General features: G+C 65.2%; 14 protein-coding genes. 5 read left to right on the forward strand and 9 right to left on the reverse strand.

The window, feature by feature from the left end:
• Positions 1-7 precede the first annotated feature (7 nt).
• The 5 genes from DL891_RS09265 to DL891_RS17480 all read right to left on the reverse strand — a co-directional run bounded on the left by DL891_RS09265 (position 8) and on the right by DL891_RS17480 (position 5,370).
• The gene (locus tag DL891_RS09265; protein ID WP_232819091.1) at positions 8-1,426 is read right to left on the reverse strand and encodes an NAD(P)-dependent oxidoreductase; all 1,419 of its coding nucleotides are present in this window, start codon (positions 1,424-1,426) and stop codon (positions 8-10) included.
• The gene (locus DL891_RS09270; protein WP_111720157.1) at positions 1,423-1,917 is read right to left on the reverse strand and encodes a hypothetical protein; all 495 of its coding nucleotides are present in this window, start codon (positions 1,915-1,917) and stop codon (positions 1,423-1,425) included. Before DL891_RS09270 ends, DL891_RS09265 begins: the two co-directional genes overlap by 4 nt.
• Before the next feature lie 14 nt (positions 1,918-1,931).
• Positions 1,932-3,056 carry a phosphoribosylformylglycinamidine cyclo-ligase gene (gene purM, locus DL891_RS09275; RefSeq protein ID WP_111720158.1) on the reverse strand — a complete coding sequence of 375 codons (1,125 nt, stop codon included), beginning with the start codon at positions 3,054-3,056 and terminating at the stop codon, positions 1,932-1,934.
• A gap of 169 nt (positions 3,057-3,225) precedes the next feature.
• Positions 3,226-4,839: an amidophosphoribosyltransferase gene (gene purF, locus DL891_RS09280; RefSeq protein WP_111720159.1), complete on the reverse strand. Its 1,614-nt coding sequence runs from the start codon at positions 4,837-4,839 to the stop codon at positions 3,226-3,228.
• 36 nt (positions 4,840-4,875) lie between these two features.
• Positions 4,876-5,370 (reverse strand): hypothetical protein, encoded by a 495-nt coding sequence (locus DL891_RS17480; RefSeq protein WP_232819092.1) that lies wholly within the window; start codon positions 5,368-5,370, stop codon positions 4,876-4,878.
• Between the two features lie 94 nt (positions 5,371-5,464).
• Here DL891_RS17480 and DL891_RS09290 point away from each other — a divergent pair, with 94 nt between their 5' ends.
• Positions 5,465-6,292 carry a hydrolase gene (locus DL891_RS09290; protein WP_111720160.1) on the forward strand — a complete coding sequence of 276 codons (828 nt, stop codon included), beginning with the start codon at positions 5,465-5,467 and terminating at the stop codon, positions 6,290-6,292.
• Positions 6,293-6,319: 27 nt separating this feature from the next.
• Here the strand turns inward: DL891_RS09290 and DL891_RS09295 are convergent, their stop codons facing one another.
• Both DL891_RS09295 and DL891_RS09300 read right to left on the reverse strand, forming a co-directional pair.
• Positions 6,320-7,258, reverse strand: a complete 939-nt coding sequence (locus DL891_RS09295) for a LysR family transcriptional regulator (protein ID WP_111720161.1) — start codon at positions 7,256-7,258, stop codon at positions 6,320-6,322.
• A gap of 421 nt (positions 7,259-7,679) precedes the next feature.
• Positions 7,680-8,060, reverse strand: a complete 381-nt coding sequence (locus tag DL891_RS09300; protein WP_111720162.1) for a sterol carrier family protein — start codon at positions 8,058-8,060, stop codon at positions 7,680-7,682.
• Positions 8,061-8,113: 53 nt separating this feature from the next.
• On the opposite strand from DL891_RS09300, the gene purD reads away from it, so the two are divergent.
• Positions 8,114-9,400, forward strand: a complete 1,287-nt coding sequence (gene purD, locus DL891_RS09305) for a phosphoribosylamine--glycine ligase (protein WP_111720163.1) — start codon at positions 8,114-8,116, stop codon at positions 9,398-9,400.
• Positions 9,401-9,551: 151 nt separating this feature from the next.
• On the opposite strand, the gene DL891_RS09310 is transcribed toward purD, so the two are convergent.
• A complete protein-coding gene (locus DL891_RS09310) occupies positions 9,552-10,790 on the reverse strand; it encodes a DUF6226 family protein (protein WP_111720164.1) in 1,239 nt (412 codons plus the stop codon).
• Between the two features lie 34 nt (positions 10,791-10,824).
• Positions 10,825-11,193, reverse strand: coding sequence for an SdpI family protein (locus DL891_RS17100; RefSeq protein ID WP_157962456.1), 369 nt, complete (start codon positions 11,191-11,193; stop codon positions 10,825-10,827).
• Between the two features lie 255 nt (positions 11,194-11,448).
• Here DL891_RS17100 and DL891_RS09320 point away from each other — a divergent pair, with 255 nt between their 5' ends.
• The 3 genes from DL891_RS09320 (at position 11,449) to ppsA (ending at position 15,847) form a co-directional block, all read left to right on the forward strand.
• A complete protein-coding gene (locus tag DL891_RS09320) occupies positions 11,449-12,438 on the forward strand; it encodes a phosphoribosylaminoimidazolesuccinocarboxamide synthase (protein ID WP_111720334.1) in 990 nt (329 codons plus the stop codon).
• A gap of 144 nt (positions 12,439-12,582) precedes the next feature.
• Positions 12,583-13,431: a pyruvate, water dikinase regulatory protein gene (locus DL891_RS09325; protein WP_111720165.1), complete on the forward strand. Its 849-nt coding sequence runs from the start codon at positions 12,583-12,585 to the stop codon at positions 13,429-13,431.
• Between the two features lie 37 nt (positions 13,432-13,468).
• Positions 13,469-15,847 (forward strand): phosphoenolpyruvate synthase, encoded by a 2,379-nt coding sequence (ppsA, locus tag DL891_RS09330; RefSeq protein ID WP_198668849.1) that lies wholly within the window; start codon positions 13,469-13,471, stop codon positions 15,845-15,847.
• The last annotated feature ends 46 nt before the right edge of the window (positions 15,848-15,893 follow it).

Here is a 15,893-nt window from a genome sequence, read left to right on the forward strand (position 1 = left end):
CGGCGGGTTAGGGCCAGACCTGCGCGAAGAACGGGTTGATTCGCGCGATCTCGTCATCGTTCCACGGCGGTGCCTGGCAGGCAGGGCACCAGTGACCGGCACGGAGCACGAGGTATGCGGTGGCCCCGAACTCGTGCCCGGCGCCGCATACCCAGCGCAGCGGGGTGAAGAGGTCGCCCTCCTGCATCTCGTCGCTGAGGCACTGGCCGCCACGGAATCGTGCGGCGGATACCGCTTCCGAATATCCGATACGGGCGTCGGGTAGCGAGTCGTCAAAGCCGTGATCAAGAGGCAAGGGCGGCGTGGGTTCCGGGATGGGTTCCTCCCACCCCGGAATGTTCTCCCACGCTTCACGTGAACCGAAGAACGCTTCAATCCGCCGGCGGTCATCGGTTTCTATCCAGTGCAGCGGCCCCTCCGGTGCTCGCGCCAACCGTTTCATGACCACGCCCCTGATGAACGAGCGCAGGACAATCCGCCCGAGTCCGATGCGCAGATACCATGGTGCGGATGCCGCCGCCTGGGCAACATATTCGTCGAGCCCATCTCGCCGAAAGTGCAGGTAGCCCTCAAGAATGTCGGAGTCGAGAAACCACTGGCAGTGAAAATTCTTCAACGCGAACCACCGGCGCTCGGTGAGCTGGGCCAGGGTGCCGAGCCCGAAGGCGCGGAAGATGCGGTCGAGGTACTCGACATACCCGACGCGGCTCTTCTCCCCACCGCCGATGTTGTACACACGACGCCAGAACTCCGCGGGAACATCGCTCTCGCAGGCGTTTGCCATCAGTCGGCCAGAATCTCTGGCGGTCACGAACTCGAACCGTGTGGCCAGCGGCTGGTGGAACAGTATGGGATGCATGAGGCTCAACAGCCGCGGGATGCAGATGAAGGTCTGACGAAGCGAGACCCAGTGGGCAAGCCCCGATTCCACAACCAGTCGCTCGGCCTCGATCTTGCTCACCGCGTAGTGATCGTCGATGGCGGGCGTGATCGGATCTCCCACCCGCCCCCAGTGGATGGGCGGCAGCCGACTACCGGTCATGGCAACCGAGCCGACGGTGACGAGGCGCACCGCCCCGGGGTCGGGCTGCGCACGGATCGCCCGCAGGATGTTGCGCACCGAGCCAACATTGACCTGCTCGGTGAGCACGGGGTCGCGGTCCGCCGCCGGTGAGATGAGGGCTGCAGCGTGAAGCACGTAGTCGGCGCCGGTCACACAGTTCAGTACGGCCCGGTAGTCGCGCACATCGCCCCAGACGATCCGGATGCCCGGCTCGTCCGCATAGCGACGGAGATCACGCCTCGCCCTCCTGGAGTCCTGCACCAGCAGAACGATGTCGAACCTTTCGCGGCGATCGACCAGTTCACGAAGTGTCGCAGAGCCCATGGAACCAGTGGCCCCGGTCAGGAACACCGTCTTCTTCACTGGGCAGAACCCAGTGCGACGAACGCCATCACGAACAGCGCGAGACTGATCAGTCCGATAGCAGTCCGCAGGAGACGTGCGGTGAACGATCCGCGCTTCAGTCGATCCGCGAACTGGCCGGGATCAGCGGCCTCGTGGGCTGCGCATCGCAACCGGGTCATCCGCCGGGCCTGGGCCACCCCGGCAATCGTCGCCGCCACCAGCGCGGCGACCAGCACGAGGATATCAATGGTGATGTCGTCGAACGGCCGGGCCGCCAGAAGCAGTCCGCCGCTGATGGCGACGATCAGGGCGGCCACCATCGCCATCGTCAGGTATCGGGGGCCAAGGTTGCGGAAGAGTGCGGTGCGATCGGCTGCGGTCAGCACGGCGTGAGTGCTCGCATTGACCACGGTGATGGTGACGAGTCCGCCGATCCACACGGATGCACCGAGCACCAGCAATGCACTGAGCAGAATTTCTACCGCGTTCGGCAGCACAAGGGGTGTCATCGTGTGCTCTCCGATCAGGTGTGGTAGCTGCCGACCAGCCGCACGGCCCCGCCGTCGACGCCCTTGGCCCCCTGCTCGAAGCCGGCGAGGTCGCGCTCGCGGGTAGACACCCGGCCGACCGGCCAGGTGGGGATACCCCTGGACACCAATGCGGCGGTGACGGCTGCCTCGGATTCCGGGTCAACGACGGCGAACATCCCAATGCCGAGGTTCCAGGTTCCCTCGGAGCTGACCAGGCTGGTGCCGGCCATCTCCGACAGCACCCGAAAGACCGGGTCGGGTGACCAGGTGGTGCGGTCCACTTCCACCCAACTGCCCACCGGCAGCACTCGTGCGAGGTTCGCGGCGATCCCGCCACCGGTGACATGACTGAGAGAGTGCACGGCGCCGGTCAGCGTTGGGTCCTCGAGCACGCCGAGGAGCGGGGTGGTGTACAGCCGGGTCGGCTCGAGCAACACCTCTCCGACCATCCCGCCGAGGTCGGCCGAATGGTCGGTGAATCCGATTCCCTGTTTTGCCAGGATGTGGCGCACCAGGGAGAATCCGTTCGAGTGCAGCCCGGACGAGGCCAGCGCCAGAACCACGTCGCCGTCGCGCACCCGTTCGGCGCCCAACACGGCATCTGCCTCCACTGCGCCGACGGCGGCGCCCGCCACGTCGTAGTCATCGGGGCCGAGCAGGCCGGGATGTTCAGCGGTCTCGCCGCCGACCAGCGCGGTGCCGGTCTCCGAGCACGCCCGTGCGATTCCGGCGACGATGTCGGCGATGCGCCCGGGGACGACCCGGCCGCAGGCGATGTAGTCGGTCATGAACAGCGGTTTCGCCCCCACCACGATGATGTCGTCGACGACCATCCCGACCAGGTCCTGGCCGATCGTGTCGTGCTTGTCGATCGCTTGGGCGATGGCAACCTTGGTGCCCACGCCATCGGTCGAGGTGGCCAGCAGCGGGCGGTCGAAGTCTTTCAGGTACGACACGTCGAACAGCCCGGCGAAGCCGCCGACCCCGCCGAACACATGCGATGTGTGCGTGGCCGACACCGCCGACTTCATCAATTCAACGGCGAGGTCACCCGCCTGCGTGTCAACTCCGGCCTCGCGGTATGAGGCGGTCGTGGAATCGGCGGCCTGATCGGTCATACGGTCACACTCCTGTTGAGGCTCGCCTCGCGAGCGATGGTGAAGCGGTCGAAAGTTATCGGCGCACCAGCATCAATCGACCGTTTGACTGGCGCTCGGTGATGCGCTCGGTGATGCGCTGTGAGTGGCGCGGACGAGGAGATCGCAGGCACACGCGACACGGCTGGCCTCACTCCTGTCGCCCGGGGTCGCCGTAGTGCAGCGGCACACCGCCCGAGACCCCGCTGGAGACCCCGCTGGAGACCTCGCGTGCGGAGTCGCGGCGCGCATCCGTTCCGGCCTCGAACAGGCCCTCGAGCTCGAGCGGTGCGGTCATCGGCGCGGCGGGACCGTCGATCGGAAGCGATGCGCTCATCTCGCGGTCGGTCAACTCGATCGGGTATTCACCCGAGAAGCACGCCGTGCACAGCCTCTCGCGCGGCTGCCCGGTCGCCTCGATCATTCCCTCCTGGGAGAGGTAACCGAGTGAGTCGGCCCCGATCGACTTGCAGACCTCGTCGGAGGTGAGCCCGGTGGCGATCAGTTCGGCCCTGGTCGCGAAGTCGATTCCGTAGAAGCACGGCCACTTCACCGGTGGGGAAGAAATACGCACGTGCACTTCTGCGGCGCCGGCCTCTCGCAGCATGCTGACCAGCGCGCGCTGGGTGTTGCCGCGCACAATTGAATCGTCGACCACGATCAGGCGTTTGCCCTTGATCACGTCTCGCAACGGATTGAGCTTCAGCTTGATGCCGCGTTGCCTGATCGTCTGCGACGGCTGGATGAAGGTACGCCCGACGTAGGAGTTCTTCACCAGCCCCTGCCCGTACGGGATCCCCGAGGCCTCCGCATAACCGATCGCGGCCGGCGTTCCCGACTCGGGAGTGGGGATGACCAGGTCGGCTTCAGCCGGCGACTCCGCGGCGAGCCTGCGGCCCATCTCCACACGGGCCTCGTACACCCCGCGCCCGGCGATCGTGGTGTCGGGCCTGGCCAGATAGACGTATTCGAAGACGCATCCGGCGGGCTTCGACTCGGCGAATCGGTTGGTTCGCAGCCCGTTCTCGTCGATAACGATCAATTCGCCCGGTTCCACCTCCCGCACGAACGATGCGCCGACAATGTCGAGCGCAGCGGTCTCGCTGGCCACCACCCAGCCTCGCTCCAACCGACCGAGCACCAGCGGCCGAACCCCTTGCGGGTCGCGCGCGGCATACAGGGTGGTCTCGTCCATGAAGACGAAGCTGAATGCCCCCTTGAGGTGCGGCATCACCTCGAGGGCGGTCTCCTCCAAGGTGTGATCGGCGTCGCCGGTGAGCAGTGCGGTGACGATTGCGGTGTCGGTCGTGTTGCCGCGAGCGAGTTCGCCGTCGATATCGGGATAGCGCTCGGTGACCAGCGCCCGCAACTGGTTCGTGTTCGTCAGGTTGCCGTTGTGCCCGAGTGCGATGGTGCCGTTCGAGACGTGTCCGAGTGTGGGTTGCGCGTTCTGCCAACTGGAGGCACCGGTCGTCGCGTAGCGCGTGTGCCCGACTGCGATGTGGCCGGTGAGGGTGTTGAGCGTCACCTCGTTGAACACCTGCGAAACCAGGCCCATATCTTTGTAGACGAGAATATTGCGGCCGTCGCTGGTGGCTATTCCCGCCGACTCCTGCCCGCGGTGCTGAAGGGCATACAGGGCGAAGTAGGTGAGCTTGGCGATCTCTTCACCCGGCGCCCAGACGCCGAACACGCCGCAGGCATCCTGTGGCCCCTTCTCCCCCGGCAACAATTCGTGCCCCAGTAGCCCGTCGCCTCGTTTCACACACGTACCCTTCGCTTGTGGATCATGCCTGGTTGATCAGCCGGCGCTTCGGCCGGGTTCAGTCTCGGCAGGTTTGGTGTCGGCAGGTTTGGTGTCGGCAGGTTTGGTGTCGGCAGGTCTGGTCACGGCAGAGACGGCTTCGATCGCCGGTGCGTCTCGTCGGGCATCAGTCGGCTGGGATTCCTCCGCGCGCACCGTCAGCTTATTCGCCACCAGCGTTCTTTGCCCACGGTTTGCCCATCGATCGAGAATCAACGCCACGACGATGCCGAGTGCCCCTCCGAATACGATCCCGAAGATCAGTAGGAAGCCGAATACCTGGGCCTGGCTGTAGCCCTCGGCGGGCTCACGCAGCACGGCCGCGAAGAAGGCGCCCGCCGCCCCCAGCCCTGCTCCGAGCACGATCAGTCGCAGATAGCGCGGCGACCGGCGCACCAGCACCTGCTCGGTGCTGGAGTCGACGTGCCCGGTCGCGGGCACGGGCGGCGCCTCATTCGACGTGTCTGGCACTGGGTCGGTGTTGCGTGTCATTCCTCTATTGTCTCCGACTTGGCTGGGAGCCGTCGACGGGCCAGGTATCGCTGACCCCCTGACCGCATTCAGTCAACGGGCGCATGATGGAGTCATGACCGTCTGGACGTGCGCCACGTGCGGGATTGAACATCCCGACACGCAGTATCCGCCGCCCATCTGCGAGATCTGCTCCGACGACCGGCAGTGGGTTCCGCTCGACGGCCAACACTGGACCAGCCAGGCCGAACTGGCGTCAACTGGCCACCACAGCCGAGTGGAGTTGCTGGAGCCCGACCTCTACGGCCTCACCTGCACGCCCTCCGTCGGTATCGGCCAGCGCGGCCTGATCGTGCGCACCAGCGGCGGGAACCTGCTCTGGGAACCGCCCGGCTTCGTCGATGCGCTCGCCGTCGACCTGGTACACAACATCGGCGGAATCGCGGCCATCGCGGCCAGCCACCCGCATCTGACCGGCGCCTCGATCCAGTGGAGCCACGCTTTCGACGGCGCACCGGTATGGGTCGCATCCGCCGACCGCGCCTGGATCAGACGTCCCGATCCTGCGATCGAGTTGTGGCAGGGGGCGTTGAGGGTGCTGCCGGGCCTCACCCTCATCCAGTGCGGTGGACACTTCGCCGGTTCGAGCATCGCCCATTGGCCGGCAGGGGCGCACGAAAAAGGGGTGTTGATCACCGGTGACACGATCGCGATCGGCGGCGATCACCGCTCTGTCAACTCGATGCGCAGTTTCGTCAACAACATTCCGCTGCCCGAGCGGGCGATCCGCCGTATTCTGGCGACGACCGAACCGTTGGAGTATGACCGCATCTATTCCGCGTTCACCCAGATTGATGAGGGCGCGAAACAGATCGTGGACTTCTCGTTGAACCGGTACATCGACTGGATTCGCGGCGATGTCCCGGACGAACCCGACAGCTGACCGGGCGTACGTCGCAAACGTTCGGCGTCAGGTGATCACGTCGATCGGCTGGGTCTTGGGGTGCTCGTGCACAAGAGGGATGCGTTCGGCCTCGTTGCTCAACGCCGCAATGACCTTGCGCACCGAGAGCCGCTCCGCCCGGTCTGGTCGCATCAACGCGACGATGTGCCGCTCCGACTCGATGCCAGACAATTCCTTGACCGCGAGGCCGGGGTTCACCGTGGTGAACCGCGGAAGCAGGGCGATGCCGTGGCCCGCAAGAACCAGCGCCTCGATCACACGGGTGTTCGAGAACCGCTGCACGACCGTGACCGGCTGCCGAGTGTATGCCTCCAACTCCAGCAGCAGACGGCTGGTCGGATAGCCGACGGGCATACCGATCCAACTCTCACCGATGAGATCCTTGGGGGCGATTGTGGTGCGGCCTGCCAGCCGGTGCCCGAGTGGCAGGACGACGTCGAGCGGCTCGACCATCAGCGGCACCTGGGTCAGGCCGCGGCCGGCCCAGGTGCTCGTGCCCTTGGGGGAATGCGCCAACACAACGTCGTAGTCATTTGCGAGGTCGGCAAATACCTCAATCGACGGATCGACGTCATCACAAAGCAGCACCAGCCCTTCGGCTCCGGCCAACGTGGTGAGCGCTCCGGGCAGCAGCATCTCCCCCGCGGTCGGAAAGATGGCCATCGTCACCTCGCCGACCGGGTTGTTCGCGTATTCGTCCCAGAGTGCGGATGCCTTCTCAATCGCGATGCGCACATCCCGGGCACTGGCAGCCAGAGTGCGACCGGCGTGGGTCAGGCTGATCCCCCTTCCAGCGGGCTGGGTGAGCGGTGCCCCGACCTCTTTCTCCAGCAGTTTGATCTGCTGGGAAACCGCGGAGGGAGTGCGATGCGTGGCGCGCGCGACCGCAGTGATCGTGCCGCGTTCAGCCAGTTCTCGGAGCAGATCGAGCCGTCGAATGTCCATGTAGCCAGACTACACATTCAGTAAAGTATTATGCGCTTGTCCTATATGGACAAGTCGGCTTGAATAGTAGTCAAGAGCTTTTGGAACCAATGGGCTCCAACCCCCGCTCACCCTTCTTGAAGAAAGGCAGGTCGTCATGATCGTTCTCATGTCACTCCTCGGCGTTATGGCTTTCTCGGCAATCGTCGGTGCTTTCGCGATCACCTCTCGCGACGGATACCGCCGAGTTCCCAGCATCGCCCGCTACTAGAAGCTGGGCACGCCTCCGGGCAGCCCACCAGACTTGCCGTCCATCGCGGCAATCACAAGAACCCCCGTCTCGTCCATCGCGAGGCGGGGTTTCTCATTGCGGCAGGTTTTCGTTCTGGAGCTCGCCACTGCGGCAGGTGCTTCTCCAGAAACTTCTCATTCCGGCAACTTCTCATTCCGGAGACACGATCGGCAGGTGGCCGGTCAGGTCGGCGCGCTGCCCCGAGGCGTGGATGCTGCCACCGGCGATGCCATCGGCCCATGTGAGCGATCCGGCCGCCAGGGCAAGCCACGTCGTGGCATCCATCTCGACCACATTCGGCGGTGTTCCGCGCGTGTGCCGCGGACCAGGCACACACTGCACGGCCCCGAAGGGCGGCACCCGCACCTCCACCGTGTTGCCCGGGGAGTCCTCGGCCAGACGCTGCAAGAGGTAACGCACTGCCGTCGCGGTGACCTCCCTGCCGGGACCCGGGCCACCTTCTGCGGGATGGGCGGCAACCTCGGCGAGCGCTGTACGCCCCACCTCGTCTGGGATCCTTCGCCTGGCCACCCGTCCAGTCTGCCAGTTGCGTTGGGTTCCGGGCCGCCAGATAGTCTGAATGGGTGATGATTCTCGTTCTCGGTTCCGGTGCCCGCGAGCACGCTCTGATTCGTTCCCTGTGCACCGAAGACGCCGGCCACACGGTTGTTGCGGCCCCCGGAAATGCCGGCATCGCGAGCGACGTCGAGACGGTGCCGCTTGATCCGTGTGATCCGAACCAAGTGGTGGCCTTCGCCATTGAGCGAGCGGTCGAGCTCGTCATCGTGGGACCGGAGGCGCCGTTGGTCGCGGGGGTCGCCGATGCCGTGCGCGCGGCCGGCATACCCGTGTTCGGCCCCGATGCTTCGGCTGCACAGCTGGAGGGCAGTAAGACCTACGCCAAGCGGATCATGGATGCCGCCGGTGTGCCGACCGGGCGCGCGATCCTCGCCGCCGACATCGATGCCGCCAGAACGGCGATCGACGAGTTCGGTGCCCCCTACGTCGTCAAGGCCGATGGTCTCGCCGCGGGCAAGGGGGTTCTGGTCACCGAGGACCGTGAAGCGGCACTGGCGCACGTCACGCACTGGCTGCCCCACGGCAGCGTTCTGGTCGAGGAGTTCTTGACCGGGCCCGAGGTATCGCTGTTCTTCGTGAGTGACGGCGAGTCGGTTCGTGCGCTGGCGCCCGCCCAGGACTTCAAGCGCCTGGGCGACGACGACCTGGGGCCGAACACCGGCGGGATGGGCGCGTACTCGCCGCTGCCGTGGCTCGACGAGCTCTTCGGCAGCGAACAGGCCTTCGTCACCGAGGTCACCGACACCGTCGCGCTGCCGACCGTCAGGCAGATGGCCGCCGAACACACGCCGTTCATCGGACTCCTGTACTGCGGGCTGATCCTGACCCCCCAGGGGGTTCGGGTGATCGAGTTCAACGCGCGCTTCGGCGACCCCGAAACCCAAGTGGTCTTGCCTCGCCTTGTCACCCCACTGTCGACGGTGCTGCTGGCAGCCGCGACGGGCACCCTCTCCGAGTTGCCCGCGCTCGCGTTCTCACCACTGGTCGCCGTCACCGTGGTGCTGGCGAGCGAGGGCTACCCCGAGTCGCCGGTGACGGGTCGCCCGATCACCGGGCTGGGCGAGGCGGCGGCGGTTCCCGGGGTGTCCGTGTTGCATGCGGGCACCGGGTTGCAGCCCAATGATGAACTGGTATCAGCTGGCGGGCGGGTTCTCAGCGTGGTCGCGCTCGGCAAAGATTTCGGTTCGGCACGCAGCCGGGTTTACGAGGCCGTGTCGCAGATAGGTTTCACCGGCGCCCAGTATCGCACCGACATCGCCGCGGGTGCCGGCACCGGCACCGGCACCAAATAACGGGTACCAGCTCTGCCCACCCCTAGTCATGGGTTCCCGCCCACGGGTCGAGGAATCGAGAGGGGCGAAGGATTGTCTCGAAATCGCGGCGCACAGCCCCGCGGATTGAGGGATCCGACGAAGGAGGATCGTCTCGAAATCCCGCACCCGATCACAGAATGTCTGCGTCAACAACAACTCCGCGCAGCGGCCATGGCTGCCAGCCCTCGGGCAGGGCGGCCAACCGGGCGGCAGCGGCAGAAAGTCGCTCGGGGGAGAGTTGGGGCGGCTCACCTCTTCCACCTCGCGAACCGGTGACCCTGCCGTCGTCGTCGGTGCTGACTTGGGCGAAATCGGTCTCCATTCGGCGGCTCACCGGATACTGCTCCGCGAAGCCTCCGCGGGCGACAGCCAGCACCAGGTCCTCGAGCTCACCCGCCACCGCCTGGATGTCGTCGTCACAGGCATCGCAGCCGCACGCAGGGAAGGGGACGCTGTGCAGCACGCCCGCCTCCACCATCACGCCGGGAAAACCGGTCAGAACGAACACGAGCGGCGCACCATCCGCACTCCGCGGTGACAGGCGTACGATCTCCCACACGTCTTCGTGCGGCTGCAGCAACTCCAGGTCTGCCGGATCGATCTGTTGGACGTCCACGTCGTAGACCTGCTCCACGTACTCCACCAGGGCGTGCGCCACCGAATGCAGGGGGGCGAAGCGCTCCAGGTTGCTCGTGACGCTGTAGCTCGCCTCATCCGGGCCGTCATCGCCCCAGCGCCGGCCGTACGGGATCGGTTCTCCGGCAGCGTCGAGGAATGTCCTCTCAGGAAGCAGCGGACGTCGATACTTCTGCGTTGCGGGTTGCGCGGGTACCGGCAACGGCAGCGCCGGCAGCACGTCATCCGCCTGTTCGTCGACCCACTCGGCCAGCGACGCCGCGAAGGCGTGCAACCAGTCGTCGTCACTCGCGAAGACCGGGCCGTCGTCGAGGCTGCCCGTGAGAGGCTTCGCGAGTCGCTCCAGAACCTGTTGCACGACGTAGCTTCGGCGCCCGGCCCCGACTTCCGCTGATCCGTCACCGGCGGGGCCCCAGGCCGCGTCTTCACGCAGGGCAGCCAGGGTGTTACCGAGAAAGACGGTTGCCGCCTCCTTCAATTCGGTGTCAGCCGTGAGCTCGCCGATGTGCGTGTGCAGGAATCGAAGGAGCGCAAGAGGGTCTGCCGAAAGTTCTCGAGCGTCGGCATCTGCCCTGTTGACGAAGTCGAGAAAGTGGGCATAGCCGCTACGGTGGCGAATGGGCTGAAAGCCTGATTCGCCCCCGGCCCACGCAAGCCGCCACCCGAATGCGGCGGATTGGTCGCCCGAAAGCGGCGCGGCCACGCCCTCGAACACATCCTCACGCGCAGTCATCGCGCAGGGCTGATCATGGGTCGCCCGCCTACTCTCAGCGGCGGGACTTGCGCTGCGGCTTGGGCAGCGGCACCTTCACTGCGGCGCGGTGCGCGACCATGGCGCCCCAGATCGTTCCACCGAGCAGGATCACGGCACCGATCATCACAAACATCTCCATATTCGCTGGGGTGTTCGACCCGAACAGCCCGAACCCCGCGAAAACGACTGCGAGGCCGCTGGTCACCCAGTGGGGGATGACCGCTGCCGCGTGTCCGGCCCGCCAGGCGGCGTCGCTGACCATCACACTGGGCAGGCGAATGCCGGCAATCTGGTTCACGCCGATCCGACCGGTCGCGCACGCCTGGACGGCACCCGCTATCACGAGGGCCCCGACGATCAACAGCACACTGGCAAATTCCATGGCCCAAGCGTAGGCGATACCGGCTGAGTGCAACCGATATGACCTTTCAGCCCGCGCGATCGCACCATATTTTTGGGCCGCGCACCAGTTGAAACACATCGCGCAAGTTCGAACGGGAGCGAGGCGTTCCACGTGGCGCGGGCCGAGGCACTGGACGACCGCAGCGGCGCACACGCTCGCAACCCCACCACCCGCGCACGGCGCCGGGCGCACGGCGCCGGGCGCACGGTTCGCAAGACACACGATAATGGTGGAGTGAACGACGCCCAGGCAACACCTCAACCCGCGGCCGCCGAGACTCCCGGCTGGCGCCTCGAGTACTCGGGCAAGGTGCGCGACCTGTATGTGCCGCATACGGCCGCCGGCCTCGCCGATGCGGATCTCATGCTCGTGGTCGCCTCCGACCGGGTGAGCGCCTTCGACCACACGCTCGAGCCCGCCATCCCGGGCAAGGGAGAGCTTCTCACCCGGTTGAGTCTGTGGTGGTTCGAGCAATTGAGCGACGTGCCCAACCATCTCGTCCGGGCAGACGACGATCCCCCGGAGGCGGCGCCTCCCGTCCCCGTGGCTCTCGCCGGGCGAGCCATGCTCGTCAGCGCCCTCGACATGTTTCCGGTGGAGTGCGTCGTGCGCGGCTACCTCACCGGTTCGGGATGGCAGGAGTACCAGCAGTCGCAAAGCGTGTGCGGCATTGCGCTGCCAGCCGGCCTCACCGACGGTGACCGCCTGCCGGAACCGATCTACACGCCCGCGTGGAAGGCTCCTCAGGGCCAGCATGACGAGAACATCTCGTTCGAGCGCACAGTCGAACTCGTCGGACGCGAAGTGGCGAACACTCTGCGGGATCTCTCACTGGCCATTTTTATGAGAGCATCTGTCATTGCGGAGCAGCGGGGCATCATTCTCGCCGACACCAAGTTCGAGTTCGGCGCCGATCGCGCAACCGGCGAAGTGACGCTGGCCGACGAGGTGCTCACGAGCGACTCCAGCCGGTACTGGGACGCCGCCGCCTGGGCGGCCGGTGACCGCGGGCAGAGCTTCGACAAGCAGATCGTGCGCGACTGGCTGAGCGCCAACTGGTCTGAGCGAGGCGACGATCAGGCGACACCGCCGGTGTTGCCGCCGCACATCGTGGAGCAGACTGCTGAGCGTTATCGGGAGCTGATCCACCGGCTCACCGGCCGAACAGTCGAAGCCCACTCTCCGAAGCCGTCCGAGCCGAGCACTTTTGGGGTCAGTTCTTGATCCATCCCTCGAAATCAACGCCAGATTTCTGAGAGCGAAACGACGCTGGTTCTCATGGGGCCCGATGGTGGTGGCCGCGACCACGCCCTTCTTTCCTTAGACTGCTAGAAGGGTGAGTTTCTTCGCCCTCACCCAGGAGGGCGCATGACTGATCACGTTGGAGACGTTGCCGTGTCCACCAATACGGCGGTGCGTACCGCCTTCTTCGTTTCCGACAGCACCGGGATCACGGCAGAGACGCTCGGCAACGCGCTGCTGGCGAATTTTCCCTCCATCCAATTCATTCGACAGACTCTGCCGTTCATCGACACGGCCGAGAGCGCTCATGGCGTCGTCCGTGAGGTGAATGCGGCCACCGCGGTGGGAGCTCTGCCGATCGTGTTCACGACCGTGAAGGCGCCGGCCGTGCGCGAGGTGCTCACCCACGCGGATGCCACGGTCATCGATCTGCTGGGCGGCCACATGTCCGAATTGGAGCGGGCGCTGGGGACTACCGCATCCGATCAGCCCGGCCAATATCACGGCCTCGGCGACCTGGAGCGGTATTTCGCACGTATGCGCGCGGTCGAATACGCGATCGAACACGATGATGGGCAGAGTCTGCGCGCCTTGGACGCCGCTGATGTGATCATCATCGCTCCGTCGCGGTGCGGCAAGACCCCGACCACCATGTATCTGGCATTGCAGTACGGACTGCTGGTGGCCAACTATCCGCTCACTGATGACGATTTTCCCACTGATGGCCTGCCGCCCGCGATCGCGAAATATGCCCGGCGCTGCTTCGGGTTGACGACCACCGCACTGCGGCTGAGTCATGTGCGCTTCGAGCGCCGCCCCAACTCCCGCTACTCGAGCCTCGGACAGTGCACACTGGAACTGCGTCGTGCTGAGGCCCTGTACCGACGCACCCGGGTACCGTTCTTGAACTCCGCGACCAAGAGCGTCGAGGAGATGTCAGCTGTGATCATCCAGTCGATGAAGTTGCGTGCATGAGCAGACACACCCGCGGGTACATAACCGAAAGAGGCATATAGTGACCAATATTCTGTGGTTCGACCAGATCGGCATGTCCGACCTGGGTCAAGTCGGCGGCAAGAATGCCTCATTGGGCGAGATGGTGTCGCACCTGTCGGAACTGGGGGTGCGAGTGCCCGGAGGTTTCGCGACCACTGCCGACGCGTTCCGGGCGTTCCTGGCTGCGGGCGGGCTCTATGAGCAGATCAAGCTCGCCGTGCAGGCGATCGATGTCGAAGACGTCACCGAACTCGCCCGTGTGGGGGCCCAGGTGCGGCGATGGATTGAGGAGCAGCCGTTCCCAGAAGAGCTCGAGCGTGATATCCGGGCGGCGTACGCGGCTCTGGTGTCTGCAGACCCCGACCCTGACGCCGTCACGTGGGCAGTACGTTCCAGCGCGACCGCAGAAGACCTGCCCGATGCATCCTTCGCGGGGCAGCAGGAGACGTATCTGAACATCGGCGGCATTGAGAACATCCTGGCCGCAGTACGCAGTGTGTTCGCCTCGCTGTACAACGATCGTGCCATCTCGTACCGGGTACACCACGGCTTCGACCATCATGAGGTGGCATTGTCTGCCGGCGTTCAGCGCATGGTGCGCTCGGACCTCGCCGCGTCGGGTGTGATGTTCACGGTCGACACCGAGTCTGGCTTCTCCGATGCGGTGTTCATCACCAGTTCCTACGGTCTCGGTGAGGCGGTTGTACAGGGCGCTGTCAACCCTGACGAGTTCTACGCCTACAAACCTGCGTTGCGAGCGGGCCGCCCCGCGATTCTCAAGAGATCTGCGGGCGAGAAGGCGATCGCGATGCGCTACGCCGACGGCGTGCACATGGGTGGTAGCACGGTGTTCGCCGAAGTGGATATCGCTCAGCGCAGCCACTTCTCGATCTCGGATGCAGAGGTGGAGGAGCTCGGCCGTCAGGCGCTTGTGATCGAAGAGCACTACGGCTGCCCGATGGACATCGAATGGGCCAAAGACGGCATCGATGGGCAACTGTACATCGTGCAGGCACGGCCCGAGACCGTGGTGTCCCGCGACGACGGCAACGTGATGCGCCGCTATGTGCTTGCCGAACGCAGCACCCCGGTCGTCACCGGCCGAGCGATCGGGCAGCGTATCGGCGCCGGTGCGGTGCGTGTGATGCGCGAGCTCGACCAGATGGAGGGCTTTCGCGTCGGCGACGTGCTTGTGGCGGATATGACCGACCCCGATTGGGAGCCGATCATGAAGCGCGCCTCGGCAATCGTGACCAATCGAGGCGGCCGCACCTGTCACGCCGCGATCATTGCACGCGAGCTCGGTATCCCCGCCGTCGTCGGCACCGGGGTGGCGACACAGGTTCTCCACGACGGTGATGAGGTCACCGTATCGTGTGCAGAGGGCGACGAGGGAATCGTGTACGCCGGGATCCTGCCGTTCGAACAGGAGGAGACTCACCTGGACCAGATGCCTGTGGCTCCGGTGAAGATCATGATGAATGTCGGCACTCCCGATCAGGCGTTCGCCTTCGCAAAACTCCCCAATCGCGGAGTCGGCCTGGCTCGACTCGAGTTCATCATCAACCGGCAGATCGGCACACACCCTCGGGCACTACTGGAACACGCCACGCTTCCCGAGCCTCTCGCCGCGGAGATCTCGGCACGCATCGCAGCCTATGCCTCCCCGCGGGAGTACTTTGTGAAGCGGGTCGCGGAAGGGGTTTCTATGATCGCAGCGGCTTTTGCCCCGGAGCAGGTGATCGTGCGGCTGTCGGATTTCAAATCCAATGAATATGCGAACCTCATTGGCGGAGAGCTGTACGAGCCGCACGAGGAGAACCCCATGCTTGGCTACCGCGGCGCCTCCCGATACATCTCACCCGAGTTCCGCGCGTGTTTCGACATGGAGTGCGAAGCGTTGCGGTTCGTCCGCGACGAGATGGGGCTTACCAACGTCTCCATCATGGTGCCGTTCGTGCGTACTCTCGGCGAGGCGAGCGCGGTGATCGACCTGCTCGCCGAGAACGGGTTACGTCGTGGCGAGAATGGGCTCCAGATCATCATGATGTGTGAGCTGCCATCCAACGCCGTGCTGGCGGACGAGTTCCTGGAGTACTTCGACGGATTCTCGATCGGCTCCAACGATATGACCCAGCTGACTCTGGGGCTGGACCGCGATTCGGCCCTTGTGGCGCAGACCTTCGACGAGCGCGATCCGGCGGTGCTGAAGATGCTGTCGATGGCGATTGATTCGTGCCGTCGAGCGGGCAAGTATATCGGCATCTGCGGTCAGGGCCCCTCCGACCATCCCGATCTCGCCGAGTGGCTGGTGGAGCAAGGCATCGAGTCGATGTCGCTGAACCCCGACACCGTCGTCGAGACTTGGTTGCGGCTGGCAGAGTTGAACAGCTGATGTCGCGGTAACTTTCTGAACCCTCACCGCGGCCAGGGTCGCGCCC

The organism is Homoserinimonas sp. OAct 916 (assembly GCF_003260275.1).
Taxonomy (GTDB): Bacteria; Actinomycetota; Actinomycetes; order Actinomycetales; family Microbacteriaceae; genus OACT-916.

Coding starts and splice junctions, on each gene's coding strand:
- DL891_RS09270 (WP_111720157.1), bottom strand. CDS start 1,917: ATGACACCCCTTGTGCTGCCGAACGCGGTAGAAATTCTGCTCAGTGCA.
- purM (WP_111720158.1), bottom strand. CDS start 3,056: ATGACCGATCAGGCCGCCGATTCCACGACCGCCTCATACCGCGAGGCC.
- DL891_RS17480 (WP_232819092.1), bottom strand. CDS start 5,370: ATGACACGCAACACCGACCCAGTGCCAGACACGTCGAATGAGGCGCCG.
- DL891_RS09290 (WP_111720160.1), top strand. CDS start 5,465: ATGACCGTCTGGACGTGCGCCACGTGCGGGATTGAACATCCCGACACG.
- DL891_RS09295 (WP_111720161.1), bottom strand. CDS start 7,258: ATGGACATTCGACGGCTCGATCTGCTCCGAGAACTGGCTGAACGCGGC.
- DL891_RS09310 (WP_111720164.1), bottom strand. CDS start 10,790: ATGACTGCGCGTGAGGATGTGTTCGAGGGCGTGGCCGCGCCGCTTTCG.
- DL891_RS17100 (WP_157962456.1), bottom strand. CDS start 11,193: ATGGAATTTGCCAGTGTGCTGTTGATCGTCGGGGCCCTCGTGATAGCG.
- DL891_RS09325 (WP_111720165.1), top strand. CDS start 12,583: ATGACTGATCACGTTGGAGACGTTGCCGTGTCCACCAATACGGCGGTG.